This is a genomic window from Labrys miyagiensis (genome assembly GCF_030160835.1).
Classification (GTDB): domain Bacteria; phylum Pseudomonadota; class Alphaproteobacteria; order Rhizobiales; family Labraceae; genus Labrys; species Labrys miyagiensis.
This window is the reverse complement of record NZ_BSPC01000058.1, coordinates 31,770-57,385: the sequence shown is the minus strand read 5'-3', so window position 1 is coordinate 57,385 and position 25,616 is coordinate 31,770. Positions and strand designations below refer to the sequence as shown.

Below are 25,616 nucleotides of genomic sequence, written 5' to 3'. Positions count from 1 at the left end.
GCGTTGGCTGTTCAGGCCGCGTCCATCTTCGCAGCGGCTGCATTTGTCGGCGCTACGTCACGCCGTTCGAAAATCTCTCCTTCGAGACTCGCCCGGCAGGGACCGTAGCTGCTGATGAGGCTGCGGGCGCCGGTAAGACGGAACGCCGCCTCCGAGAGCCCTGTCGGAGAGGCGCGCTGTTCCGTGCCATCTGCGATTACGGTCGGTTTTTCACCCACCTGGTCGAGGCACGTCATCGCGAGATGCGGGACCATATCGGCCTCGAACTGGGTGGCCTACAGGGGCGCGCGGTCGCATTCGGCATCGCCCACCGCCATCACCATCACATGCGGATCGCTCACCGGCTTGCGGGCATAGATCTCACGCATGGTGGTGTCCAGGCCGCTGCGGATCATCACTTCCGCGATCGTGCCCATCGATCCCGTAACGTCGCTGGCGAGGATGATCGCGGTCGAGATCGGGTTCTCGCGTCTGTCGCGGGATTCCCGCATGGCGATGCGGGTGGGGTCGAAGGCTGGCTGCATGCCCCGGGCCGAGAAAATCTCGGCGGCCGAGCGTCCGTTGGTGTTGCGGGCGGCGTAGCTGGCCCAGTCATGCGGGTTCCATCTGCCGTGTCCCATGGTCTGTCTCCTTGCTCCGGCGGCTCGGTGCCGCCGATGGAGGGAGGTGTACAGTATTAAATTTCAAAATGCAATTTGTATTTTGATATTTGATGTGTGGAAAGGCACGAAAGAGGCCGAGGAGAGCGCGACGCGAGCCTCCCCCACGGAGCTGGGGGAGGTGGGCCGGCGAAGCCGGCTCGGAGGGGGTGTGGCCCGACGGGCTCGACCCAAAGGGAGAGGGTTCAGCCTCTCTCGATGCACCCGAGCCTTGTCCGGTTATTTGTCCGCAAGCGGGCCACCCCCCCTCCGTCATTGCTTCGCAATGCCACCTCCCCCAGCTTCGTGGGGGAGGCTTCCCGCGCCTCTTTCTCCAAGCGCGCCCGCTGGTCCTATCCAACCAAAATCACCCTCAGATCATTCACATTGGTGAAGGTCGGCCCAGGCGCCACGAGATCGCCGATGGCTTCGAAGAAGCCCGTCGAGTCGTTGTTGGCGAGATAGGCCTCCGGATCCACGCCCCCGGCTCGCGCGCGGGCGAGGGTGGTGGGGTCGATGATCGCGCCGGCCGGATCGGTGGCGAGGCCGCCGCCGCCATCGGTGCCGTCCGTATCAGCGGCAAGGGCGCTGATGCCGGGCTCGCCGCCCAGCGCCAGGGCGAGAGCGAGGCTGAATTCCTGGTTGGGGCCGCCGCGGCCCTTGCCGGTGATGGTCACCGTCAGCTCGCCGCCCGAGATGAGAGCGGCCTTGCGCCCGGCCGCCTTCAAGGCTCTCGCTTGCTTCGCCTGGTCGGCGGCGACGCTGCGCGCCTCGCCCTCGACATTGGCGCCGAGCACCACCGGTTCATAGCCATGCTGCGCAGCTATCTCTATCGCAGCGGCGATCATCTGGGCGGGCGTCGCGACGATGTGGAATTCGCTGTTGGCAAACACAGCATCGCCCGGTTTCGGCGTCTCATTGCCTGCGTCTTCGAAAAGGCTGCGCGCGGCGCCGAGCGGCGTGTTGAAACGATCGGCGATGGCAAGCGCCTGGGCGTTGCTGGCTGGATCCGGAACGGTTGGTCCGGAGCCGATGATGGCGGGATCATCGCCCGGCACGTCGGAGACGGCGAGCGTCAGGAGCCGTGCCGGGTGGGCCGCCTGCGCCAGCCTTCCGCCCTTGATGCGCGACAGGCGCTTGCGCACTACGTTGATCTCGCCGATCGCCGCGCCCGAGCGCAGGAGGTGGCGGGTGATGGCACGCTTGTCGTCGAGGGTGAGATCGCCTGCCGGCGCCACCAGATTGGCCGAGGCGCCACCCGACAGCAGCACGAGGACGAGATCGTCAGGCCCGGCGGAGCGAGCGGCTTCGAGCGCGCGCGTGGCGCCCTCCACGCTGCCGGCATCCGGAACGGGGTGGCCGGCCTCGATCATCGGGATGGTCTTGAGCGGGCGGCCATAGCCATGGCGCGCCACCGCAACGCCGCTGATACGTCCGGTCGGCAGGCCGAGCCCGGCATAATGGGCTTCTGCGACCTCGGCCATGCTGCCGCCGGCCTTGCCGGCCGCGATGATCACCAGGCGCCCGGTTGCCGGCAAGGACGGCAAGTGGGAAGGCAGGAAGCTGGCCGGATGGGAGGCGGCGACGGCGCCCGTGAAAATGGCATCGAGGACGGCGCGCTGCGTGTCTGCATGATCCGGCATGAGGTGGTCGGGCTCCCCTGGCTCGCTTTGCTTGTTTTCGGCGCAACGATGCGACGTCTGGCATTACCCCATGGAAGCGGGATCAAGCCAGCGCGTCCATCGCATTTTCTTGCAATGATTTTCGCCTGGTGGAAGAGGACGGCTCACGCTTCGGGCCTGTCTTTCTGGCGGAAGCGGCGCACGCGCATGGCTGTGCCACAGGTCTCCTCCGAGCACCATAGCCTGCGGCCGCTGCGCGAGGTATCGAGGAACAGCCAGCCGCAGTTCACGCCATGGCATTCGCGTATGTCGCGGCGGCTTGCGCGCGCGGCGAGCAGATCGGCCGCCTCGAAGGCGACGCGGTAGAGGACGGCGTCGAGATCAGCTTCGTCACGCCAGGCCCAGTGAAACGAGCCTGCCTCCTGCCGCAGCTCGCGATGCTCTCCGGCCTGGCGCAGGATGGCATTGAGCTGCTTCGCGTCATCCGAATTCAGGGGCGCAGCCTCGGCTTCGCTGAGGAAGAGGGCATGGAGGCTCTGCCTCAGCGCCCGTGCCCGCATCAGAGCAGCTTCAGCCTCAGCGGGAGCGTTGGCCGCCTTGGTGCGTAACACTGCCGCGAGCCCGGCACCGACAAGATCGACGCGTTCAGCCCAGGCCACCAGATCCTCATAGCGGACCAGAAAATCCGGCCCCCAGCGGTCGCGCCAGGCGTCGACCGTGTTGATGAAATCCAGCGCCGGGTGCCCGCCCAGCAGGCGGATCGCGGCAATGTCGGTGTGCGGCGTCATGGGCTCAGCTTCCTGCATGGGAACTAAAAACTCAAGCGTGTGTTGTAACGTATATAATGATATATAACCGTTACATTCGTTTGTCATGAGGCTCGTGATGCCCAATCGCAACCTGTTGCTTTTCCTGGCGCTCTGCGCGATCTGGGAGACCACCTGGATCGGTATCAAGGCAGGCGTGGAAGCCGTGCCGCCCCTGCTGTTTGCGGGCACCCGTTTCATAACCGCCGGCGCCATCCTCCTGGTGATCTCATGGCTGGGGGAAGGGCTGCCTCGCATCGCCGTCGCCGATCTGCCGCGCCTGGCGGCGACCAGCCTCCTGATGATCACCCTGTGTTATGCTGCGCTGTTCTGGGGCATGGTTCATGTCGATTCCGGCACGGGTGCGGTGCTGGAAATGTCGCTGACGCCGGTCGCGCTGATGGGATTCGCCCTGGCTCTGGGCGAGGAAGGCTTCGACCGGCGGCGGCTCGGCGCTCTCCTGCTCGGCATCGTCGGCCTCGTGATCCTGTTCGGGCCGACAGCTTGGCAAAGCTGGTCGTCGAACCGGGGTGAGGCTGCCGGCCTTCGCCTTCTGGGCGCCGGTGCGGTCGCCTCCGCGGCCGTGAGCTATGGCTGGGGCTCCGTCATCGCGCGACCTCTGCTGCGCCTCTATCCCTCGGCTCTGATTGCGGCCAGCACAACTCTCATGGGCGGTGCGATCCTGCTCGGGCTGTCGCTCGCCTTCGAGCCCGGCGCCATCGCCGCCCTGGCGGGGCGATGGGGCGCGGCGGCCTGGGCGGGCTGGCTGTTCCTGGTGCTGTTTGGATCGTTGCTCGGCTATACCATTTATATGCGCCTGCTCCGCGACATTGGCGCCACACGCGCGGGAAGCTACGCGTTCGTTTCGCCCGTTATCGCGGTGTTGCTGGGCATGGTCTCTTTCGGCGAACAGGTGCGGCTGCCCGACATCATCGGCATGAGTATCATGCTGACTGCCGCCGGACTCGCCATGTTCGAAGGAAAGCAGAAGGTCATCGCCAACACGGTGGGCAGCGGTTGACAAGAAAGCGGCCGATATTCTCTTGAATATCGGCCGCTTATCCCTGTCGTTTCAACCCCGTTCCTTACTGCTGCTGCGCCGGAGGCGTTGTGGCTGGAGGCGTTGTGGTCTGAGGCGTCGGCGTTGTGGGGGCGGGTGTTGCGGAGTTTGGCGCTGGAGCCGTCGACTTGTGCGCGATGGGTTTCTTTACATGCCTGCGGTGATGGTAGTGATGCCCCGGCTGCGATTGGCGAAGCCACTTCGGCCCCGTGTGGACGCCGGGCATGCCGTACCATTTGCAGCGTGCATTACGCTGCGGGGCGTTGCAGGTAGGATCCCGCACGGTCTGTACCAAGGATGGATTGTCCTGTGGTGCCAGCGGCATGGCAGAACTGGAGTTGGCGAGAGCAAATGTCGCCCCTGCGACTATGGCGGCGGCAAAAAGTACTTTCATGGGAGTTCCTCCGCATTGGAATGCTCAGTCCAACGCCATGTCGATATGAAAGTTCCTTAGCGGTTGTAAAAATTTCACGGATTTTTTTCTTTTTCGTGACGAAATGGTTTGGTTGCGCAGGCGTGTCCGAAGAAACCGCGCCGGCGAGGAACCGTTTAGGCAGGCTTTCATTGGCAGGCCAATGCTTCGCCCGCATAATTCTTTGTTTTATCGCGGATTCTTGCCGGAAAACCGAGGGACACTTTTCCGAAATCTGCTTAGGGTCCGGTAGAACTTGGGCCTGAAAGTCTAAGGGGCGGGATTGATTTTCCCCAGCCGTTGGAACCCCCACTCCTGTCACGGGTTTCAGCCTGACCCGGAGAATTACTCACTGATGGTGCCCCAGTCAGAGCCCCAGCACAAAAGGCCCAGCATACTCGTGGTGGAGGATGAAGCGCTGATCCGCGCCATCCTCTCCGACGAACTCAGGACCGCAGGCCTTACCGTGGTGGAGGCGACCAGTGCGGATGAAGCCTTGTCCTATCTGAAGACGGCCGGGATGGTGGATCTCATCTTCACCGACATCCAGATGCCGGGCTCGATGAACGGGCTCGAACTGGCGCGCCGCCTGCGGGCACAGAACCCCTCGCTTCCCATCATCATCACCTCCGGCAATACCGGCCCGAAGGGGGCGGAGGGCATCGGCCAGTTCATGCCAAAACCCTACGACATGGAACAGGCCGTCGAGATGATCTGCTCGACACTCGGCGTCTCGCCATCCGGAGGGCGCACATGAGCGAGGCGTGCATCCTGCTCGTCGAGGGGGATATCCTTATCCGCACGCCTCTCGCCGAATATCTGCGCGAATGCGGCTACCGTGTCGTGGAGGCGGCTGCGGCGAGCGAGGCGCGGGAGCTCCTTGTGCACGGCACCATCCCTGTCGATATCGTGATGATCGCTGTCAGCGCCGAGGAGCGCTCTGGCTTCGAGCTCGCCACCTGGGTGCGCAGCAACACGCCAGGCTGCGAGGTCGTGCTGGCCGGTACGCTGGCCAAGGCCGCGCAAAAGGCCGGCGATCTTTGTGAAGAAGGGCCAGCTCTCGGCAGGCCCTATGATCACAAATTCGTCCTGGAGCACATCAAACGCCTGATGGCGGCGAGGCAACGGGACAAGAGTGACAAATGAACGCCAGCCTGCAAAACAGGCGATGGCTATCTGATCCGATTTCAGAGATTGATGGTGGGCGCGACAGGGATTGAACCTGTGACCCCTCCCGTGTGAAGGGAGTGCTCTCCCGCTGAGCTACGCGCCCCCGAAGGGAAGCGCCTATTTGTATAAAGCCGGGCGCGCTGTCAAGCGGTTGTCGCGTCAAATATCGGGGGCGGCATCGAAAAGCGAAGAGGATAGCCGTCTCCGCCCGATCCTCTCTGCGGCCGCGATGCGCTTGCCCAATCGGGAGCCCGCTTGGGATGATCAGGAAGCTGCGACCCGTTTCGCGTACTGGGCATTGATCGCATCGATCGCCGGAATGAGCGCGTTGAAATGCGAGATCACCCGGGTGGCGCCGAGCTCGACGGCGGGAATGTCGGTATAGCCGAAATCAACGCACACCGATGGCAGGCCGGCGCTGATGGCGGTGTCGATATCCGTCTTGGAATCGCCCACCATGATGGCACTGGCCGGGTCCCCGCCCGCAGCCGCGATCGACAGAGTGAGGTGGCGGGCGTCCGGCTTGAACCAGGCGAAGGCGTCGCGCCCGCAGATCGCGCTGAAATAGGGCGAGAGCTTCAGTGCCTCGAGAAGGCGGACGGAATGGGACGTCATCTTGTTGGTGCACACGCCGAGGATCAGGCCGCGCGCCTTCAGCGCCACCAGGGCCGGCTCGACCCCTTCGAAGGCCACCGTTTCGTCGGCGAGGTGCTCGTTATAGTGGTCGAGGAAGTCGCGGTAGAGCCTATCCATGCGCGCGGTCTCGACCGCCTGGCCGTTGGCCGCGAAGCCGCGCTCCAGCAGAGCACGAGCGCCGGCGCCGAGCAGGCTATGGGCTTTCTCCACCGGCAAAGCAGGAGTACCTTCGCGGGCGAGGATGAAGTTCAGCGTGCCCATGAGGTCGCGCGCGCTGTCGACCAAAGTGCCGTCGAGATCGAAAATTACCGTTTGCGGCCGCATGCGCTATTCTCTCTAAGATTTGCTGATTTCCGGGCCGGTCTGGAAAATGCCACGAGCGGCTGGCAAGCGATCGCCAGAAGGTCCTGCGATTCGGGATAGCCCTGCTATCCCGATTCGTTCAATTCTCTGCGTTACCGAGCAGCCCGTCCCTTAAAAGAAGAGCCGCCTCATGATGATCCGTTCTTTCTGCCTTGCTGTCCTTCTTCTAGTAGGCGGGCCGGCCTTGGCGGGCGATTATGCGTTCGTGGCCGCGCCGCAAAAGGACCTCAACCGTATCTACCGCGTCGACCGGCTCACGGGCGAGGTAGGAGCCTGTCAATATGGCGTGAAGGAAGACAATAGCGGCGTGACGCTGTGTTTTCCCCCGGGCGAGGGCGCCGGCAAGCAGGAGCCGGGGGACTATACGCTAATCGCCTCCAACCATGAGAAGGAGAGCGCGGTATTCCGCGTCGAGCAGCGCACCGGCGCGATGAGTGTCTGCTATGTATGGAAGGATCAGGTGATCTGCACGCCGCCGGCGCGGTGAGAGTTCTTCCTGGGTGCGCGAACGTCCAGTCCACATTCTCGAAACGCGGCGCTTGTACGAGAGGAAGGGGCGGACGCGACGTCTGCCCACCCGGGGAAAAACCCTGTGCCTACCCGCCACATTCCCAAACTTAACTGATGCAAACCGCGGCAAAGCCGCTATAACGCCGCCTGACCCTGGAGAGGAATGCCGTGCCGATGACCCCTGACGACATGAAGCGCGAAGCAGCCCGGGCCGCGCTCACCCATGTCGAGAGCGGCATGCGGCTGGGCCTCGGCCATGGTTCCACCGCCAAGCATTTCGTCGACCTGCTCGGCGAAAAGGTTAGGGATGGCCTGCGCGTTCTCTGCGTCCCCGCCTCCGAATTCACCCATGACCAGGCGCAGGGCCTCGGCATTCCGCTGACGACGCTGGACGAGACGCCGGAACTCGACCTCTGCGTCGACGGCGCCGACGAGATCGGGCCGAACCTGTCGCTGATCAAGGGCGGCGGCGGTGCGCTGCTGCGGGAGAAGATCGTGGCGGCGGCCGCCCAGGCCATGATCGTCATCGCCGACGATTCCAAGGTCGTGCCCACTCTCGGGCGGTTTCCATTGCCGGTCGAGGTCACCCCGTTCGGTTTCGGCGCGACCAGGGTCGCCATCGAGAAGGCGGCGGCAAAACTGGGCCTTTCCGGTGCATTGACTCTGCGCACGAGGCCGGATGGCCTTGTTTTCGTCACGGATGGCGGGCACCACATCCTCGATTGCCACTTTGAAAAGATCCTCGATCCGGCTGCCCTGGCCGCCGGCCTTTCCACCATTCCCGGTGTCGTCGAACACGGATTGTTTCTCGGATATGCCAAGGGCGCCTATGTCGCCGGCAATGCGGGCGTCCGCTTCATCGGGCCAGCCTGACTTGTGATGGGAGTTCCATAATGCTTCGTCAACGCCGTATTTTTGCCTTGGCCGCCGTGGTCGCGGGCTTGCTTGCAGGCTCTGCTGTGCTGCCGGCCTATGCGCAGGATGCGACCCAGGCGCCTGCAGCCGATGTGCCGACCGCTGGAGCCCCCGCCGCGCCGGCTGCCTCCACCCAGCCCGAACCCAGCGCCGAGCGCCTAGCCCTCGCCATCCAGTTCCTGAAGGTCTCGGGCCTGACCACGGGTTTTGACGACATCATCCCCCAGTTCATGACCCAGGCGAGCCAGATCTATGCCAGCCGCCGGCCGGAACTGCGCGGCATGATCAACGATGCCGCCATCTCGCTGATCCCCGAATTCGTCAAGAAGCGCGACGATCTCGACAAGGCGCTCGCCCGTTTCTACACGACGAAGTTCAACGACGACGAGCTCAAGCAACTGGTGACGTTCTACCAGACGCCGGTGGGTGCCAAGTTCTCGAAGGAACAGCAGAATATCCTGCGTGATTCCGTTCCAGTCGTCGGAAACTGGACGCGCGATCTGCAGGACAGCATCATGCTGCGGCTGCGCCAGGAGGTGCAGAAGCGCGGCGGCCAACTCGGCGGACCCGATGATGGCGCGACCGCCCAAGGCAATGCTCCGACCGCCCCGGGCAGCACCCCGCCGGCCGGCAATGGGCAGGCTCCCGCGCAGAACCCCTGATCAGGAATGGCAGTATTGCCGTGAAGCGGGATTGATCGGCTCAGTCCCGCTTCTTATTTTCAGCTCTCCCGCAACGCGTCTCCACGCATGTCTTCTTTCTGAAGGCATCCGACCCTAGGCCCCCGCCATGTCGCAATTCGACTATGATCTCTTCGTGATTGGCGCGGGATCGGGCGGGGTGCGCGCGGCGCGTATCGCCGGCTCGCATGGTGCGCGTGTGGCGATTGCCGAGGAGTTCCGGGTCGGCGGCACCTGCGTCATCCGCGGCTGCGTGCCCAAGAAGCTCTATGTGTTGGCAAGCCGTTTCGCCGACGAATTCCGCGATGCCGCCGGCTTCGGCTGGAGCGTGCCCGAACCGGAATTCTCATGGGCCAGGCTGGTCGCAGCCAAGGAAGCCGAGATCAGCCGGCTGGAGCGGGCCTATTCCTCCAATCTGGAGAAATCCTCGGTCGCGACCTTCCCGACCCGGGCGGTAATCACCAGCCCCCACACGATCCGCCTCGATGGCGAGCGCCTCGTCACGGCCTCTAAGATCCTGGTCGCCACCGGCGGGCGACCCATCAAGCCGGCCATTCCCGGGGCAGACCTCGCCATCACGTCCAACGAAGTGTTCGACCTGCCGTCGCTGCCGGAAAGCATGCTGATCCTAGGCGGCGGCTATATCGCGGTGGAATTCGCCTGCCTCCTGCAACGCCTGGGCGTGAAGGTGACGCTGGTCTATCGCGGCGAGACCATCTTGCGCGGCTTCGACGAGGATATACGGCGCGTCGTTTCGGAGGCAATGGTTGCCGCCGGCATCGAGATACTCGTGGGAACCAATCTCGCCAGCATCGCGGCCGATGCTTCCGGGTGCAAGAAGGCCGTTCTCACCAATGGCCAGAGCCGCATTGTCGGCGAGGTGATGATCGCCACCGGTCGCCGCCCGAACACCGAGGGCCTCGGCCTGGAGACGGTGGGTGTCGAGGTGAATGCAGCCGGCGCCATTGCCGTCGACGACCAGTCGCGTACCACCGCGCCGCAGATCTGGGCCGTGGGCGATGTCACCAACCGCATCAATCTCACGCCGGTCGCCATCCGCGAGGGTCATGCCTTTGCCGATACGGTGTTCGGCAACAAGCCCTGGCTTGCCGATCACCGCCTGGTACCGAGCGCCGTGTTCTCGACGCCGGAGGTGGGCACGGTCGGTCTGACCGAGGACGAGGCGCGGGCGGAGTGCGGTGGCGGCGTCCTGATCTTCCAGACCTCCTTCCGCGCCATCAAGGCGACCCTGTCGGGCAGCGCCGACCGCGTCTTCATGAAGCTCGTGGTCGACAAGGTCAGCGACAAGGTTCGGGGCGTGCACATCGTCGGCGAGGGCGCCGCTGAGATGGCGCAGCTTCTTGGCATCAGTGTCAAGATGGGCGCCACCAAGGCTGATTTCGACGCCACGATGCCGTTGCATCCCACTGCTGCCGAGGAGTTGGTAACGCTCCGCACGCCAGTGCGCTAAAGGATCTCGGGCGGATGGCGCTGGAGAGGGCGTGATGCGGGCTGCTGCGGCGATCTTCGGCATCATAACGATAGGCCTTACCCTGCAGCTGCAGGCAGCGGCGGCTCTCAACCTCACCCCGCCGCATGGCAAACATGTCCGGCCGATGCGGGCTGAGCCGGCCAAGCCGCAGAACATCGAGCCGGTGACCGATTGCGACCGCACTGCCGCGAGCCCCGAGGACAGCCAGAAAGTGGCCGATGGCGTGCCCCTCGAAAGCCTCGACGGGGCGCTGGCCGTGGCGCAATGCCAGCAGGCCGCTGACCGCTATCCCACTATCGGGCGCTTGTTCTACCAGCTTGGCCGCGGGCAGGAAAAGCTCGGCAATGATACGCTCGCCCTGCAGTCCTATCGCAAGGCCGCCGAAACAGGCAGCCTGATTGCGGCCTTTTCCGCCGGGGTGCGCGAGCGCGACGGCATCGGCACGACGCGCGACGACCAGGAGGCCAACCGCCTCTTCAAGCTCTGCGCCGACCAGGGCGATGCGGATTGCCTCAACTCGCTCGCCTTTCAATACCAGGCGGGCAGGGGTGTTCCTGCCGACGCCGCTCAAGCGATCCAACTCTATCGCCAGGCGGCGGCCAAGGGGCTGGTGGCGGCCAATGTCAATCTCGGCTTCCTCTATCGCGACGGCGATGGCGTGCCGCAGGACTATGCCGAGGCGGCCCGCCAGTTCCAGGTGGCGGCCGACAAGGGCGATCCCGCCGGCGCCGGCAACCTCGCCCAGCTCTATCAGAACGGGCAGGGCGTACCCAAGGACGAGGCCAAGGCCGTGACCCTGTTCCAGCAGGCCGCCGACCACGGCGACGATGACGCGCTGATCAAGCTTGCCTTCGCCTATCTCAACGGCACAGGTGTGTCGAAGGACGAAGCCAAATCCGTGGCCTACTACCAGCAGGCGGCCGATCACGGAAACACCGACGGCATGGCGGGCCTTGCCTTCGCCTATGCCAATGGCCGCGGCGTTCCCGTCGATAACAAGCTGGCGGCGCAATGGATGGTGCGTGCGCTTGCGGCCGGCAACGACTACACCTACGACCAGCTCACCAATCACTGGGTGGGCTGGACCCCCGACACTCGCATGGCCATCCAGTCGATCCTGGCCGACCGGGGACTTTACAGCGGAAGGATCAACGGGGATCTCAATCGCGAGACGCTGAAGGCGATCCGTGTGCTGGCGGGGCGGGAAGGCGGATAAGTCTTCAGAAAATCCCGTTCGGACGAGCGATTCTGCCCATTCGTGATCTCAGTGTGAAACGCCGCCCCCAGAAATTGGCCGTTTGATTGCGCGGAAGAGAAATCCACAGTACTTTCCGTATAGATTACGTGTCCGTCAGCAGTGAGGCGGATGATGCCAGAAAAGCCTGTCCAGATCTTCATGTCCTATGCGCGCGACGACGACGCGCTGCCGCCTGAATTGCAGAGCAGCGAGGCTCGGGGCTTCGTCACGTCCTTGCTCGGGCAGATTGCTTATGAATGGCAGGACAAGGGCGGTCCCAGCCCCACCATCTGGTGCGACATCCGCCGCGTTGCCAGCGGCGAACCTTTCGATACTCCGATTACCAGTGCCATCGACCAGTCGTCGCTGCTGCTCGTCGTCCTGTCGCGCAACTGGATGGAAAGCGAGTACTGCCGCGGCGAGCTCGCCGCCTTCACCGAGCGCTGGAAGAGTGATCCCAACATACGCGAGAGGATCATCATCATCGGCAAGAACCATGTCGATCCCGACAAGCGCCCTGCGCTGCTGCAGAACCAGGTGGGCTATCTTTTCTACGCTCGGCAGGAAATGGACGACATCGAGCCGGAGAAAGACTTCTTCGCACGCGGCAAGGTGCGAGATGCTCGTTATTTCGAACAGGTCACTACCCTCGCAGGTTTCTTGTTGCGCCGCGCTGCGCGCCTTGCCGATCGCGAACGGCGTCCGGATCCGGAGGCGTCACCCCAGCCACCCCAGCCACCCCAGCCCTTCGCTGCCGCTCATGAGCCCCCGCAGAACCGGCGCATCGTCTATCTCGCCAAGCCGGCCGGCGACATGGTCGAGGCCTATGGCCGGCTTGTCCGTGAGCTGACCGGGGCCGGATATGGCATCGTGCCCGATCCCAAGGCGGACCTGCCTGTCGATGCCAGCGCAACCGATGTCGTCGACAAGGCGTTGGCGCAGGCCCATGTCGCCATCCATCTGCTCGGCCAGCGGCCCGGCTTTGCGCCCGAGGGACAGGAACCGATTGCAAAGCTGCAGCTCCAACGGGCAGCGCGGACGCTCACCGTGCCGGCTTCCGAAAGGCCTGATGGCATCGCCTTCAAACGCGTCGTCTGGGCACCGAAGGTCGCAAATGCCGGTGAATGGGATAACGAGCGCGACCCGCTCGCCGTTCTCTCCCAGTTCGATGGCTATGTCGAAGGTGATGTGGTGGAGGGAGCGACGCTCAGCCGTTTCGTCGAAGCCCTCGGCCATCTCATAGGAGCGCCGGTGATCCGGGCCAGGGGCTTGGACAAGCTGGAGCCGAAATCGCGCATCTATGTCTATTACGACGCTAGGGACGCCGAATTTGGCTACAACGTCGCCAAGGCACTGAAGCAACGCAACCTCACTCCCATGTGGCCGACCATCGACGGTACAGATGCCGAGAACAGCCAGGTCCATCACAACAATCTGCGCGAATGCGATTCCGTGCTGCTGTGCTGGGCTACTGCGCCCGATACCTGGGTTCGGGCAAGCTCCAGCGAACTGGCCGACTGGAAAATGCTCGGCCGCAGCCGGATGTTCGATTGGCGCGGCCTGATCGCCGGACCTCCGCCGGGCCTGCCCAAACGCATGTTCGTCGATTTCCGCTCGGGCGACGAGATCGACGTCGTCGTCGACCTGACGACTCATCAAGAGCCGCCGAAGCCAGATGACCTGAACCAGTTGCTCTCTGCCCACTGACCGGAGCAGAAATGGCCAGTTTGGAAGGATCCGGACTTTCGAAGGAACGTCCCTTCCCGGGATTACGGCCGTTCGATGCTGCCGACCATGACTATTTCTTCGGCCGCGAGAACCAAGTCTACGCGCTTTATCGCCTTGTCACCCGCAGCCATTTCTCAACCGTGGTGGGCAGTTCGGGAAGCGGAAAATCCTCGCTGGTGCGTGCCGGCCTGTTGCCGCTCCTTGCCAAGGAAGCCGGCGAGAGTGGCGGGCGCAACTGGATCTACAAGGAGATGCGCCCCGGGGACGCGCCGCTTGAGCGCCTCATCAAGATGTTCTGCAAGATCGCCGCCGACCTCTCCACACAGGACGAGCAGGCCATCGCGACAGCCCGCATGGACCGCATCGCCTATCGGCTGCGCGCATCGAGCTACGGAATTGTCGATGCACTGGCCGAGATTCCCGGTGCCGGCGACCGTTCGATCCTCCTGTTGATCGACCAGTTCGAAGAGCTGTTCCGCTTTTCGACCTCGCTGGCCGGGCGGGATCGTTCCGAGGAGGCGCGCCAGCGAGACGAGGCCGCCCATTTTGTCCAGTTGCTGCTGGAGGCGAGCCGCTGTCCCGATTACGATATCCGGGTTCTTCTCACGATGCGCTCGGATTTCATAGGCGATTGTTCGCGCTTCCACGGGCTTCCCGAGGCTGTAAGTGCGGCGCAATTCCTCGCGCCCGCCCTTGATCGTTCGCAGCGCGAGGCGACCATACGCAATCCCATCGCCAAGGCCGACGGCAGCATCGACGCCGTGCTCGTGGAGCGGCTGCTCAACGACAGCGATGACGAACTCGATCAACTCCCCGTGCTGCAGCACTGCTTGCTGTGCCTGTGGGAATGCGCCGGTCGAGCGCAGGGACGGGATGGATCTTCCGGTCGACAGATCACGCTGCCCATGTATGGGCAGATAGGCGGACTGGCAGGAGCGCTGTCGGGACATGCCAACGAGATCCTGGAGAAGGATCTGCCCAATCTCACCGCCACAGTGGAGCATGTCTTTCGTGCGCTGTGCGAGTTCGATCAGCAGGGACGGATAACACGCCGCGCCCTGCCGTTTGAGCGCCTCGTTGCAGAAACGGGAGACGAGGAGGCGGATGTACGCAAGGTGGTCGACCGCTTGCGCGCCGATGATTGCTCCTTCCTGACGCCTCCATTGTCCATGGTGCAGGAACTGGCGCCGCACACACGCATCGATGTCGGCCATGAAGCCCTGCTGCGCGGCTGGGAAAAGGTGAGCGGCGAGCCCGGGGCTACTGGGGAACGGGACGACCTCCGGGCGGCCGGCTGGCTCCGGGAGGAGCGGCGCGACGGGCAGCTCTATCAGGTTCTGCTGTCGATGGTCGACAATGATCAGCCGGATCAAGCCAGGATCCCGTCCGATCAGGTCGACCGGTTCGCGAAATGGTGGAAGAAGCGGCCACGCACGCAGGCCTGGACCGAGCGCTGGGGCGGGGATCGCGATGCCGTCGACCGCCTCATCAAGCAGAGCCTGCGTCTCCGCGACGAGGAAGAAGAGCGCCGATTAGCCGACAAGGTGGAACAGAAGCGTACGCGCAAGCTCCGTGCCGTTCTGGGCGGCGTTTGCGCGGCTTTGATCCTGGTCGGCGGAGCCAGTGTCTTCATCTGGACTCAATATCGGCGCGCCGACGCGGCCGCGACGGTGGCGAAGAAACAGGCCGAGGCAGCTGGACTGGCGATGTCCGTTGCCATCAACGCCATCTCCGATTCCTATCAGCGCGGCGCCGTGACCACCGAGAGCGCCGCTGCTATGCTCAAGAGTATCCAGGAGGCGGCCGAAGACCTGCCCGAACTGACACCCCTTGGCGCGACGCAGAAACTCGGACTTTTGCTCACCATATCCGATGCGCTGAAGTCGCTGGGCAACAATCAGAAGGCCTATGATATCGCCCAGCGCGTGAGCTTGGCCGCGGGAGGGTATGTCCAGGCCGAGCCGCACGAGCAGAAATATCAGATTCTGCTCTATTCGAGCTTGTTCCGCCTTGCGGACGCCACCACCAGCCTGAACTACTCCTCCGATAGCCTGAAGAAGGTGCTGCCGCTTTATCAGCAGGCCCAGGACATCGGCCGCCAGCTCGCCGTGGAGAACCCGGGCGACGGGAAATTTGCCGACAATGTCACTTTTGTCACCAACAAGGTCGGAGAGACGCTGATGCTGTTGGGCGATCTGGATGGCGCGCGGGCACAATATGGCGATGCGCTCGACAACGCCGGCAAGCTCGTTGTCGCGCAACCGGCCAATGACAATTGGAAAGCCTCTCTTGCTTCCACGCAGTCCAAGATGGCGACGCTTCTCCTCAAGCCTGCGACGCCCGATCTGAAGGGCGCGCTTCGGAATACCGATGCCGCGATCGCCATTCAGAAGGATCTCCTCACCCGGCACGCAGACGACAAGGTCATCTCGTCCAATCTCGCAGGCTCCTATCGAACCCGTGGGGATGTATTGAAGGCGATGGCACTCCCCAACGATGCCCTGCAGAGCTATGGCAGTGCCCTCGACATCGTTGCCAGGATTTACCAGAAGGATCCGAAAAACACCTTCTGGGGCCTCCAGCTTGCCAACAGCCACAGCCGCATCGCGGCCGTGCTCGCCGACCAGGGCAACCTCGAAGATGCGGCCAATCACTATCGCCAGGCCGTGGTCATCTGGCGCGATCTGACGAGCAAGTCTCCCGGCAGCCCGGTCTGGCTCCAGCAGCTCAAGACGGCCGAGAGCAAGCTCGCTGCGGTCGAGGCGGCCCGCCAGAACCCGCCCGCACCCGCTGCACCGGCATCTGTGCCGGATAATTGAACGGCAGGATCCTCGCAAATAGGCGCATGAGAGAGGCGCCTCAACGCTGGTTTTCGACACTGGTTTTCTTGGCCGCGTACGCGTATAGAACCCGCCTTCGCCGGCCCGGCCGGCCCCAAGACAGGATATTGAGTTATGTCCGAGCGTTGGACCCCGCAGAGCTGGCGTTCCAAGCCGATCCAGCAGGCGCCCGCCTATCCCGACGAGAAGGCGCTCAGCGATGTCGAGGCGACGCTTGCCACCTTCCCGCCGCTGGTCTTTGCCGGCGAAGCGCGCAAGCTCAAGCGCGATCTCGCCAAGGTGGCGAAGGGCGAGGCCTTCCTCCTGCAGGGCGGTGACTGCGCCGAGAGCTTCGCCGAGCATGGCGCCGACAATATCCGCGACTTCTTCCGCGTCTTCCTGCAGATGGCCGTGGTGCTCACCTTTGCCGGTTCCTCGCCGGTGGTGAAGGTCGGCCGCATCGCCGGCCAGTTCGCCAAGCCGCGCTCCGCGCCGATGGAGAAGATCGGCGATGTCGAACTGCCCGTCTATCGCGGCGACATCGTCAACGGCACCGAGTTCACCGCCGAGGCCCGCATTCCCGATCCGCGCCGTCAACTGGAGGCCTATCGCCAGTCGGCTGCCACGCTCAATCTGCTGCGCGCCTTTGCCGGCGGCGGCTATGCCAACCTTGCCCATGTGCATCAGTGGATGCTCGGCTTCGTCAAGGATTCGCCGCAGAGCTCGAAATACCAGGCGCTCGCCGGCCGCATTTCCGAGACGCTCGACTTCATGCGTGCCTGCGGCATCGATCCCGAGCTGCATCCGGAAATGCGGGTGACGGATTTCTATACCAGCCACGAGGCGCTGCTGCTCGGCTTCGAACAGGCGATGACGCGCATCGATTCCACCTCGGGCGATCCCTACGCCACCTCCGGCCATTTCATCTGGATCGGAGACCGCACGCGCCAGCTCGACCATGCCCATGTCGAGTTCTTCCGTGGCGTGAAGAACCCGATCGGCCTGAAATGCGGCCCCTCGCTGAAGCCGGACGAGTTGATCAGGCTCATCGATGTGCTGAACCCGGACAACGAGGCCGGCCGCCTGACGCTGATCGCCCGCTTCGGCCACGACAAGGTCGAGCAGCACCTGCCCGAGCTGATCCGCGCCGTGAAGCGCGAGGGGCGCACCGTGGTATGGTCCTGCGATCCCATGCACGGCAACACCGTCAAGGCCACCAATGGCTACAAGACGCGGCCGTTCGACCAGATCACCGGTGAGATCAAGAGCTTCTTCGCAGTTCATGAGGCGGAGGGCAGCTATGCCGGCGGCCTGCATCTGGAGATGACCGGCAAGAACGTCACGGAATGCACCGGCGGCGCCCGCGCCGTCAGCGAGGCGGACCTCGCCGATCGCTACCACACCCATTGCGACCCGCGCCTCAACGCGGACCAGGCGCTGGAGGTGGCGTTCATGGTGGCCGAACTGGTCAAGAAGGAGCGCTCCGGCCAGGTGAGGCCGCGCATCATCGCAGCAGAATGAGGTTCGGTGTGCCGGTCTTCGGACCGGCATGGAAGCATCGCACTTTCTGGGAGAAGTTGAGATCCTGCGCCGGTCTGAAGACCGGCACACCGAACCTGTGCCTCCTCGACACAGGCTTTCCTTCGATCCTGCACAAGTTCATCGTCAGGCCGTCACGCGGCTGAGGGAGTGTAGCCCGGTCAAGTCCTGGTCCGGGTCCTCATGCTTTCACGCCGCCGCTTTCTCCTCTCCGTCGGCCTCGCCACACCCTTGCTGTTCGGCGGCTATGCCTTCGGCGTCGAGCCCCTTCGCCTGGTCGTGACGCCGTACCGGATCACGCCGGATCGCTGGCCGGCCGGGCTGTCCCTGCGCATTGCGGTGGTGGCCGATATCCACGCCATGAACCCCTGGATGAGCCCGGCGCATATCGCCAGCATCGCGGCTGTGACCAATGCCTTGAAACCGGACATCGTGCTGCTGGCCGGCGATTACGAGGCCAGCATGCCGCCCTATGGCATCGGCTCCTATGTCTCGATGGAGGACTGCGCCGAGGCGCTTTCGATCCTCGAGGCCCCGCTCGGCGTGCATGCCGTGCTTGGCAATCACGATGTTGGCCGGCGCGGCAACTGGGGCGAGAATGTCCGCCGCGCCTTTCCCGTCCACGGCATTCGGGTGATGGAGAATGAGGCGCTGCGCCTTGAAAAGGACGGCAAGCCGTTCTGGCTGCTCGGGCTCGGCGATCAGTGGGGCGGGCGGGGCGGTCGCGGCCTCGATGATCTCCCGGCAACGCTCGATCGCGTGTCCGACGAGGCACCGGCCATCCTCCTCGCGCATGAGCCCGACATCTTCGCCGATCTCCCGCGCCTCGACCGCCAGCGGCGCATCGCGCTGACCATCAGCGGCCATACCCATGGCGGCCAGGTCAAAATTCCCTTCTACGGTCCGCGCTCGATCCCTTCGCGCTATGGCAGGCGCTACGCCTATGGCCATGTTGTCGAGGACGACAGGCATCTGGTGGTCTCAGCAGGGCTCGGCATGACGGGCATTCCCATCCGATTCGGCGTGCCTCCGGAGATCGTGCTGATCACGCTCGGGCCTGCCGGCGCGGTTGCAGCCTAGCAGCAATACCATGCGCTACGCGTGCGACGCTGAGGCTCCTTGCCATTGCCGCCATTATGCAGTGCCTTATAATTGCTGCGCTGCATCATTATTTCACGGCTTCTGCATGGCTCCGCCTCGGAATTGCCGTGAGGAAACGGTTGAATCGCGGCGCCCTGGAAGCCGGGCAGTTTACTGGAAGTCTGAATGATCACCCGACGCCATCTCCTCAAGGCCGGTCTTGCCACGCCCTTCCTGTTCGGCGGCTACGCCCTGGCGGAGCCCCAGCGCCTCATCGTGACCAATTATAAGGTCTCGCCCCGGCAGTGGCCCGCCGATTTGCGGCTCAGGATTGCGGTGATCGCCGATATCCACGCCATCAACCCCTGGATGACCACCGCCCATATCGCGGAGATCGTGCGGGCGACCAATATGCTGCAGCCGGATATCGTGCTGCTGGCCGGCGACTACGAGGCTGGCATGTCCCGCTTCAAGGTCGGCTCTTGGGTTTCGATGTTCGATTGCGGCAAGGTTCTCTCGCAATTGCAGGCGCCACTCGGCACCTACGCCGTGCTCGGCAATCACGATATCGGGAACAATGACGGCAACAATGTCCGCCAGGGCTTCGCCGCCCACGGCATTCCCGTGATGGAGAATGTCGCCCGCCGCATCGTCAAGGATGGCAGGCCGTTCTGGCTGCTCGGCCTCGGCGACCAGTTCGGCGATGGCGGCCGCTGGGATCCAGGGCGCGGGCATGACGACCTGCCGGGCACGCTGAAACAGATCGGCGACGACGCACCCGCTATCCTGCTCGCCCATGAGCCTGACATTTTCGTCGATGTGCCGGACCGTGTCGCCCTGACGATCAGCGGTCACACCCATGGTGGCCAGATCCTCCTCCCTGGCTACGGACCGCTCATAGTGCCCTCGCGCTATGGCACACGCTTTCGCTATGGCCATATCATCGAGAACGACAGGCACCTCATTGTCTCCGGCGGCCTGGGCACCACCGGCATCCCCATGCGCTTCGGCGTGCCGCCCGAGATCGTGATGATCACCCTGGGGGCAAATCCTGCGGCAACCGCTTAGAAAGTTGCAACCCGTACAAGGTTGTGAAAGACCGCGAACTCGTCAGATAAATGCGCTGGAGTTCGGGCCCGCGCACATGAACGCGATCATGCATACGCCCGCGGGCTATATGTGATATCTCGATTGGTCCGTGATGCCCGAGACCGTCAGCGGCAACACCAACGCCCCGGCCATGGCGATCGCCCATCGCGCGGTGGAATGGCTCAAGGCGGGGTGAGTCGACGTGAGGCAGGCGAGGAAGGGATGGAATCGCCTGTCACATAAGTGAAATAATCCTGCAATAGGGCCATCATCGCAGTATGGGCGAATAGCGCCTGAAGCCCATCAGGATTTGCGCAGGAGCACTCCCATGACAACACCAGACGAGACGAAGCTGTCTCTCGACCGCATCCATCAGGAAATCGCCGATGGCTATGACGAGGAGTTGGAACTGGAGTTGGAGGAGGCGCGCCTCGACCACATCGTCTCGGAAATCCCCGGTTATGAGGAAGCGGATACGCTCGACCGCAAGGTCTATTTCCGCGAGCTGTTTCGCCTGCAGCATGAACTCGTCAACCTGCAGGACTGGATCCAACACCAGAAGCTGCGCGTGGTCGTGCTCTTTGAGGGGCGCGACTCGGCCGGCAAGGGTGGCGTGATCAAGCGGATTACCCAGCGCCTCAATCCACGTGTCTGCCGCGTCGCCGCGCTGCCCGCCCCCAATGAGCGCGAGCGTACCCAATGGTATTTCCAGCGCTACGCCGCCCATCTGCCGGCCGCAGGGGAAATGGTCCTGTTCGATCGCAGCTGGTACAACCGTGCCGGCGTCGAGCATGTCATGGGCTTCTGCACCGATGCCGAATATGAGGAATTCTTTCGCTCGGTGCCGGAATTCGAGCGCATGCTGGTGCGTTCGGGCATCATCCTCCTGAAGTACTGGTTCTCGATCACCGACGACGAGCAGGCCTTCCGCTTCAACATGCGTATCCATGATCCGCTGAAGCAGTGGAAGCTGAGCCCCATGGACGTCGAATCCCGCCGCCGCTGGGAAGACTATACCCGCGCCAAGGAAGTGATGCTGGAGCGTACCCATATCCCCGAGGCGCCCTGGTGGGTGGTGGAGGCCGTGGACAAGAAGCGCGCGCGCCTCAACTGCATCACGCATCTGCTGTCGCAGGTTCCCTATGGCGACGTTGAGCATCCGCCGGTGATCCTGCCGCCGCGCGAGCGCCATGAGGACTATGTGAGGCACCCCGTGCCGTCGGAGATGTATGTGCCGAAGGTGTATTGAGGGGCTGGTCATCCCGTGCGCGATGCAGCGCGAAGTGCTGCTTCGCAGACACGGGACCGCCATCAAGATCAGGCTCTATTCGTCGTGCGGTCCCGGATCGGCGCCGTGCTGCCTTGCAGCACCGCTTGTCCGGGACGACACGCTCCCCATGCTCTTTTGGCATGGTCTCATCATTTGAAGCGCGACCGGTTTTGGCTTAGGCCTGTTGCCCTCCGATTCCAGAGGGACGATTCCGATGCCGCTGCTCGATCACGTCAAATCCACCCTCGCCGAAATCGAGGCGGACGGGCTCACCAAGCGCGAGCGCGAGATCGCCGGACCGCAGCGGGCGCGCATCGAGGTGGCCGCCAACGGCAGGCAGCGGCCGATGCTCAATCTGTGCGCCAACAACTATCTTGGCCTGGCCGACAATGCCGAAATCATCGCGACGGCCAAGGCCGCGATGGATGGCCACGGCTTCGGCATGGCCTCGGTGCGCTTCATCTGCGGTACGCAGACCCTGCATCGCGAGCTCGAACGCACCATCGCCCGCTACCTCAACAAGGACGACGCCATTCTCTTTGCCGCCTGCTTCGATGCCAATGGCGGCGTGTTCGAGCCGCTGCTCGGCGCCGAGGACGCCATCGTCTCCGACAGCCTCAACCACGCCTCGATCATCGACGGCGTGCGCCTGTGCAAGGCCAAGCGCTACCGTTTCGCCAATGGCGACATGAACGACCTCGAGGTCCAGCTCAAGCAGGCCAAGGCCGACAACGCCCGCCACATCGTCATCGCCACCGACGGCGTGTTCTCGATGGACGGCTATCTCGCCGACCTCAAATCGCTCACCGATCTTGCCGGCCGCTATGGCGCCAACGTGATGGTGGACGATTGCCACGCCACCGGCTTCATCGGCCCGGAGGGCAGGGGCACGCCGGCCCGCGCCGGCGTGGAGGACAAGGTCGATATCCTCACCGGCACGCTCGGCAAGGCGCTGGGCGGAGCGATGGGCGGCTATGTCGCCGCCAGCCAGCCGATCATCGATCTCCTGCGCCAGCGTGCCCGGCCCTATCTCTTCTCCAATTCGCTGGCTCCGCCGGTCGCCGCCGGTTCCATGAAGGCGATCGAACTGGCGAAAAAAGGCGATGATTTGCGTGAGCGCCTGTTCGCCAACACCAGGCGCTTCCGTGCCGGCCTCGAAAAAGCCGGTTTTGAGCTGCTGCAGGGCGAGACGCCGATCATCCCGGTGATGCTGCACGATGCCCGCCGCGCCCAGGACATGGCGAAGGCGCTCGATGAGCGCGGCGTCTATGTCGCCGGCTTCTTCTTCCCGGTTGTGCCGAAGGGCAGGGCGCGCATCCGCACCCAGATGTCGGCGGGGCTCACCGATGCCGATATCGACTTTGCCATCGACGCCTTCACCGATGCCGGAAAGGCTTTGGGCGTGATCTGACTTGCACTATGTAGTATTGTAACTACATTAGCCGCGGAGGCATCTCATGAAACATATGACAAGCCGGGAATTCAATCACGATATCGGCAAGGCCAAGCGCGCGGCCGAGGAGGGGCCCGTGATCGTCACCGACCGGGGGCGGCCCGCCTATGTTCTGTTGAAATATGAGGATTATCGCAAATCTGGGACGAATGGGCTGACCATGTTCGATCTGCTCTATGATCCCGAGGCAGGCGACTTCGATTTCGATCCACCCCGTTTGCAGGACAGCGGACCTCGGTCCGTCGAGTTTGATTGATGTATCTCATCGATACGAACGTGTTGTCAGCGTTGCGTCGGCCTGACAAGGCGGATCCTACTTTCAAGGGTTGGGTGCAGGCGACCCCGCCGGAAGAAATGTATCTTTCCGTGCTGAGTGTTTACGAAATGAAGTTTGGCGCCTTGCGCGTGGCGCGCCGCGATCCGCGACAGGGAGGCGATCTGAACCGGTGGATCGAAAAATTTGTGCTCAAAGCCTTTGCGGATCGAATTTTCGATGTGAGCACCAGCATTGCCTTGCGGTGCGCCGCATTGCATGTGCCGGATCCCCGACCCGTCACGGATTCACTAATTGCCGCAACTGCGCTCGAGCACCAGCTCACGGTTGCGACCCGCAACGTTTCTGATTTTCTGCCCATGGGCGTACGCGTCCTCAACCCCTGGCAAGCCTGAAAGCCTCGCATGAAAGCCCTCGTCAAGTCCAAGCCGGAGCCCGGCATCTGGTTTTCGGACAATGAGCCGACGCCCACCCTCGGCCCCAACGACGTGCTGGTGAAGGTGCACAAGACCGGCATCTGCGGCACCGACATCCATATCTACAAATGGGATGCCTGGGCGCAGAAGACCGTGCCCGTGCCCATGGTGGTCGGCCATGAATATGCCGGTGAGATCGTCGAGATCGGTTCGGCCGTGCACAGCCTCAAGATCGGCGAGCGCGTCTCGGGCGAGGGGCACGTCATCGGTATGAAGAGCCGCGCCACGCGGGCAGGGCGCTTCCATCTCGATCCCGACACGCGCGGCATCGGCGTCAACATGCCCGGCGCCTTCGCCGAATATGTGAAGGTGCCTGCCTTCAACATCGTGCCCCTGCCCGAGGAGGTCGACGACGAGCTCGGTGCCATCCTCGATCCGCTGGGCAATGCCGTGCATACGGCGCTCTCCTTCGATCTCGTCGGCGAGGACGTGCTGATCACCGGTGCCGGGCCGATCGGCATCATGGCGGGCGCCGTTGCCCGCCATGCCGGCGCGCGGCATGTGGTGATCACCGACATCAATCCGGTGCGGCTCGAGCTTGCCGCCAAGGTTGCCGACATCGTGCCGGTGAACGTCGCCAAGGAGGATCTGCGCGACGTGATGGCCCGCCTGAAGATGAAGGAAGGCTTCGACGTCGGCCTGGAGATGAGCGGGGCGCCGGTGGCCTTCCAGCAGATGCTCGACGTCATGCTGATGGGTTCGAAGATCGCCATGCTCGGCATTCCCGCCACGCCCTTCGCCGTCGACTGGAACAAGATCGTCTTCAAGATGCTGACCATCAAGGGCATCTATGGCCGCGAGATGTTCGAGACCTGGCACAAGATGCTGGCCATGTTGCAGAGCGGCCTCAACGTCCGCCCGGTCATCACCCATCGCCTGAAGGTCGCCGATTATCTCGAGGGATTCGAGATCATGTCGCGCGGGGAGTGCGGCAAGATCGTGCTCGACTGGAGCTGAAAAGGCACGCCGTTGCCCGTCAAGGTTGTGGATGACTCCCGGTCCGCTGTGGGTAAACCGATTTTCTGTTGGCGGAACAGCGACCAACACCTTTCGGATTTGTAATACCAATTGACAAGCCTCGGAAAGCTCTTATCAATCCGGCGCGTAGCTCGGTCTTTCTCGCCTCGGGGCGCATGGTAAAACCAGCTGGACGTAATCGTTTTCATATGCAAGGCGATTGCGGTCGATAAACGTCAACTTGGGAGAGAGACGTGAAAATTCTGAAATCCTTGCTTTTGGCCGCCGCCCTCGGCGCGGTTGCCATCGCTTCGCCTGCCTTCGCGCAGGACAAGGGGCCGGTGGGCATCGCCATGCCGACCAAGACTTCTGAGCGCTGGATCGCCGACGGCGACAACATCGTCAAGCAACTGCAGGCCAAGGGCTACGCCACCGACCTGCAATATGCCGATGACGATATTCCAAACCAGCTCGCCCAGATCGAGAACATGATCACCAAGGGTGACAAGGTTCTGGTCATCGCCGCCATCGACGGCACGACGCTGGCCGACGCGCTCAAGGAAGCAGCCTCCAAGGGCATCAAGATCATCGCCTATGATCGCCTGATCCGTAACTCGGAGAATGTCGACTATTACGCGACCTTCGATAACTTCAAGGTCGGCGTGCTCCAGGCCGGATCGCTCGAAACCGCTCTCGGCCTCAAGGACGGCAAGGGACCGTTCAATATCGAGCTGTTCGGTGGCTCGCCCGACGACAACAATGCCTTCTTCTTCTACAACGGCGCCATGTCGGTGCTGCAGCCCTATATCGACAGCGGCAAGCTGGTCGTGCAGTCCAAGCAGGCCGGTATGGACAAGGTCGGCACGCTGCGCTGGGACGGCTCGGTCGCCCAGGCCCGCATGGACAACCTCCTGAGTGCCTTCTACACCGACAAGAAGGTCGACGCTGTTCTGTCGCCTTATGACGGCCTGTCGCGCGGCATCATCGCTTCGCTCCAGGCGGCCGGCTACGGCTCCGGCGACAAGCCGATGCCATTCGTCTCCGGCCAGGACGCGGAAGTGGCTTCTGTGAAGCTGATTCGTGACGGCGTACAGTATTCGACCATCTACAAGGATACCCGCGACCTCGCCAAGGTTACTGTGACCATGGTCGACTCCGTTCTTTCCGGCTCCAAGCCCGAGATCAATGACACCAAGACCTACGACAACGGCAAGAAGGTCGTTCCTTCCTATCTGCTCAATCCGGTTCTCGTGACGAAGGACAACTGGAAGCAGGTCCTGGTCGACGGTGGCTACTACACCGAAGATAAGCTGAAGTAAGCGGCTGCCATCGCCGAGGCATTTTCAAGCGAAGTTGATACCAATTCGCGTGAGGGAAATGCGTCAAACCA

At 63.3% G+C, this 25,616-nt stretch carries 24 protein-coding genes and 1 tRNA gene; 19 read left to right on the top strand and 6 right to left on the bottom strand.

Translation table 11 applies throughout. The features are described from left to right. Positions 1-11: 11 nt before the first annotated feature. From QQL24_RS25450 to QQL24_RS25435, 4 genes are all read right to left on the bottom strand, one after another. Complete coding sequence (locus QQL24_RS25450) at positions 12-254, bottom strand: hypothetical protein (protein ID WP_284315100.1); 243 nt, start codon at positions 252-254, stop codon at positions 12-14. A 21-nt stretch (positions 255-275) separates the two neighbouring features. Continuing rightward, complete coding sequence (locus QQL24_RS25445) at positions 276-620, bottom strand: hypothetical protein (RefSeq protein WP_284315099.1); 345 nt, start codon at positions 618-620, stop codon at positions 276-278. A gap of 371 nt (positions 621-991) precedes the next feature. Continuing rightward, positions 992-2,281 carry a glycerate kinase type-2 family protein gene (locus QQL24_RS25440; protein WP_284315098.1) on the bottom strand — a complete coding sequence of 430 codons (1,290 nt, stop codon included), beginning with the start codon at positions 2,279-2,281 and terminating at the stop codon, positions 992-994. A gap of 143 nt (positions 2,282-2,424) precedes the next feature. Beyond that, positions 2,425-3,048, bottom strand: a complete 624-nt coding sequence (locus QQL24_RS25435) for a CGNR zinc finger domain-containing protein (RefSeq protein WP_284315097.1) — start codon at positions 3,046-3,048, stop codon at positions 2,425-2,427. 97 nt (positions 3,049-3,145) lie between these two features. Here QQL24_RS25435 and QQL24_RS25430 point away from each other — a divergent pair, with 97 nt between their 5' ends. From QQL24_RS25430 to QQL24_RS25420, 3 genes are all read left to right on the top strand, one after another. Further along, positions 3,146-4,087 (top strand): DMT family transporter, encoded by a 942-nt coding sequence (locus QQL24_RS25430; protein WP_284315096.1) that lies wholly within the window; start codon positions 3,146-3,148, stop codon positions 4,085-4,087. An 806-nt stretch (positions 4,088-4,893) separates the two neighbouring features. After that, positions 4,894-5,295 carry a response regulator gene (locus QQL24_RS25425; protein WP_284315095.1) on the top strand — a complete coding sequence of 134 codons (402 nt, stop codon included), beginning with the start codon at positions 4,894-4,896 and terminating at the stop codon, positions 5,293-5,295. Then, a complete protein-coding gene (locus QQL24_RS25420; protein ID WP_284315094.1) occupies positions 5,292-5,684 on the top strand; it encodes a response regulator in 393 nt (130 codons plus the stop codon). The genes QQL24_RS25425 and QQL24_RS25420 overlap by 4 nt, the downstream gene beginning before the upstream one ends. A 52-nt stretch (positions 5,685-5,736) precedes the next feature. Here the strand turns inward: QQL24_RS25420 and QQL24_RS25415 are convergent. Next, positions 5,737-5,811 (bottom strand) — tRNA-Val (locus QQL24_RS25415). A gap of 161 nt (positions 5,812-5,972) precedes the next feature. Further along, positions 5,973-6,668: an HAD-IA family hydrolase gene (locus tag QQL24_RS25410; RefSeq protein WP_284315093.1), complete on the bottom strand. Its 696-nt coding sequence runs from the start codon at positions 6,666-6,668 to the stop codon at positions 5,973-5,975. Between the two features lie 169 nt (positions 6,669-6,837). On the opposite strand from QQL24_RS25410, the gene QQL24_RS25405 reads away from it, so the two are divergent. The 16 genes from QQL24_RS25405 (at position 6,838) to chvE (ending at position 25,545) form a co-directional block, all read left to right on the top strand. Beyond that, entirely contained in the window at positions 6,838-7,194 is a 357-nt protein-coding gene (locus tag QQL24_RS25405) for a hypothetical protein (protein ID WP_431310757.1), read from the top strand. A gap of 197 nt (positions 7,195-7,391) precedes the next feature. Continuing rightward, on the top strand, positions 7,392-8,090 hold the full coding sequence (gene rpiA / locus QQL24_RS25400) for a ribose-5-phosphate isomerase RpiA (RefSeq protein WP_284315238.1): 699 nt from the start codon (positions 7,392-7,394) through the stop codon (positions 8,088-8,090). A gap of 20 nt (positions 8,091-8,110) precedes the next feature. After that, positions 8,111-8,794, top strand: a complete 684-nt coding sequence (locus tag QQL24_RS25395) for a DUF2059 domain-containing protein (protein ID WP_284315092.1) — start codon at positions 8,111-8,113, stop codon at positions 8,792-8,794. A 127-nt stretch (positions 8,795-8,921) separates the two neighbouring features. Next, positions 8,922-10,283 carry a glutathione-disulfide reductase gene (gene gor, locus QQL24_RS25390; RefSeq protein WP_284315091.1) on the top strand — a complete coding sequence of 454 codons (1,362 nt, stop codon included), beginning with the start codon at positions 8,922-8,924 and terminating at the stop codon, positions 10,281-10,283. A gap of 34 nt (positions 10,284-10,317) precedes the next feature. Further along, positions 10,318-11,520 carry a tetratricopeptide repeat protein gene (locus QQL24_RS25385; protein WP_284315090.1) on the top strand — a complete coding sequence of 401 codons (1,203 nt, stop codon included), beginning with the start codon at positions 10,318-10,320 and terminating at the stop codon, positions 11,518-11,520. Between the two features lie 150 nt (positions 11,521-11,670). Next, positions 11,671-13,248: a toll/interleukin-1 receptor domain-containing protein gene (locus QQL24_RS25380; RefSeq protein WP_284315089.1), complete on the top strand. Its 1,578-nt coding sequence runs from the start codon at positions 11,671-11,673 to the stop codon at positions 13,246-13,248. Between the two features lie 11 nt (positions 13,249-13,259). Then, a complete protein-coding gene (locus QQL24_RS25375; protein WP_284315088.1) occupies positions 13,260-16,088 on the top strand; it encodes an nSTAND1 domain-containing NTPase in 2,829 nt (942 codons plus the stop codon). Between the two features lie 135 nt (positions 16,089-16,223). Beyond that, entirely contained in the window at positions 16,224-17,609 is a 1,386-nt protein-coding gene (locus QQL24_RS25370; RefSeq protein WP_284315087.1) for a class II 3-deoxy-7-phosphoheptulonate synthase, read from the top strand. A 201-nt stretch (positions 17,610-17,810) separates the two neighbouring features. After that, positions 17,811-18,707, top strand: coding sequence for a metallophosphoesterase (locus tag QQL24_RS25365; protein WP_284315086.1), 897 nt, complete (start codon positions 17,811-17,813; stop codon positions 18,705-18,707). Between the two features lie 186 nt (positions 18,708-18,893). After that, complete coding sequence (locus QQL24_RS25360) at positions 18,894-19,775, top strand: metallophosphoesterase (protein ID WP_284315085.1); 882 nt, start codon at positions 18,894-18,896, stop codon at positions 19,773-19,775. 349 nt (positions 19,776-20,124) lie between these two features. Next, complete coding sequence (gene ppk2 / locus QQL24_RS25355; RefSeq protein WP_284315084.1) at positions 20,125-21,045, top strand: polyphosphate kinase 2; 921 nt, start codon at positions 20,125-20,127, stop codon at positions 21,043-21,045. Between the two features lie 235 nt (positions 21,046-21,280). Continuing rightward, complete coding sequence (locus QQL24_RS25350) at positions 21,281-22,477, top strand: glycine C-acetyltransferase (RefSeq protein ID WP_284315083.1); 1,197 nt, start codon at positions 21,281-21,283, stop codon at positions 22,475-22,477. Positions 22,478-22,523: 46 nt separating this feature from the next. Further along, positions 22,524-22,775 (top strand): type II toxin-antitoxin system Phd/YefM family antitoxin, encoded by a 252-nt coding sequence (locus QQL24_RS25345; RefSeq protein ID WP_284315082.1) that lies wholly within the window; start codon positions 22,524-22,526, stop codon positions 22,773-22,775. Continuing rightward, positions 22,775-23,188, top strand: a complete 414-nt coding sequence (locus tag QQL24_RS25340) for a type II toxin-antitoxin system VapC family toxin (RefSeq protein ID WP_284315081.1) — start codon at positions 22,775-22,777, stop codon at positions 23,186-23,188. The genes QQL24_RS25345 and QQL24_RS25340 overlap by 1 nt, the downstream gene beginning before the upstream one ends. Before the next feature lie 9 nt (positions 23,189-23,197). Beyond that, on the top strand, positions 23,198-24,226 hold the full coding sequence (tdh, locus tag QQL24_RS25335; protein ID WP_284315080.1) for an L-threonine 3-dehydrogenase: 1,029 nt from the start codon (positions 23,198-23,200) through the stop codon (positions 24,224-24,226). 254 nt (positions 24,227-24,480) lie between these two features. After that, on the top strand, positions 24,481-25,545 hold the full coding sequence (gene chvE, locus QQL24_RS25330) for a multiple monosaccharide ABC transporter substrate-binding protein (RefSeq protein ID WP_284315079.1): 1,065 nt from the start codon (positions 24,481-24,483) through the stop codon (positions 25,543-25,545). The last annotated feature ends 71 nt before the right edge of the window (positions 25,546-25,616 follow it).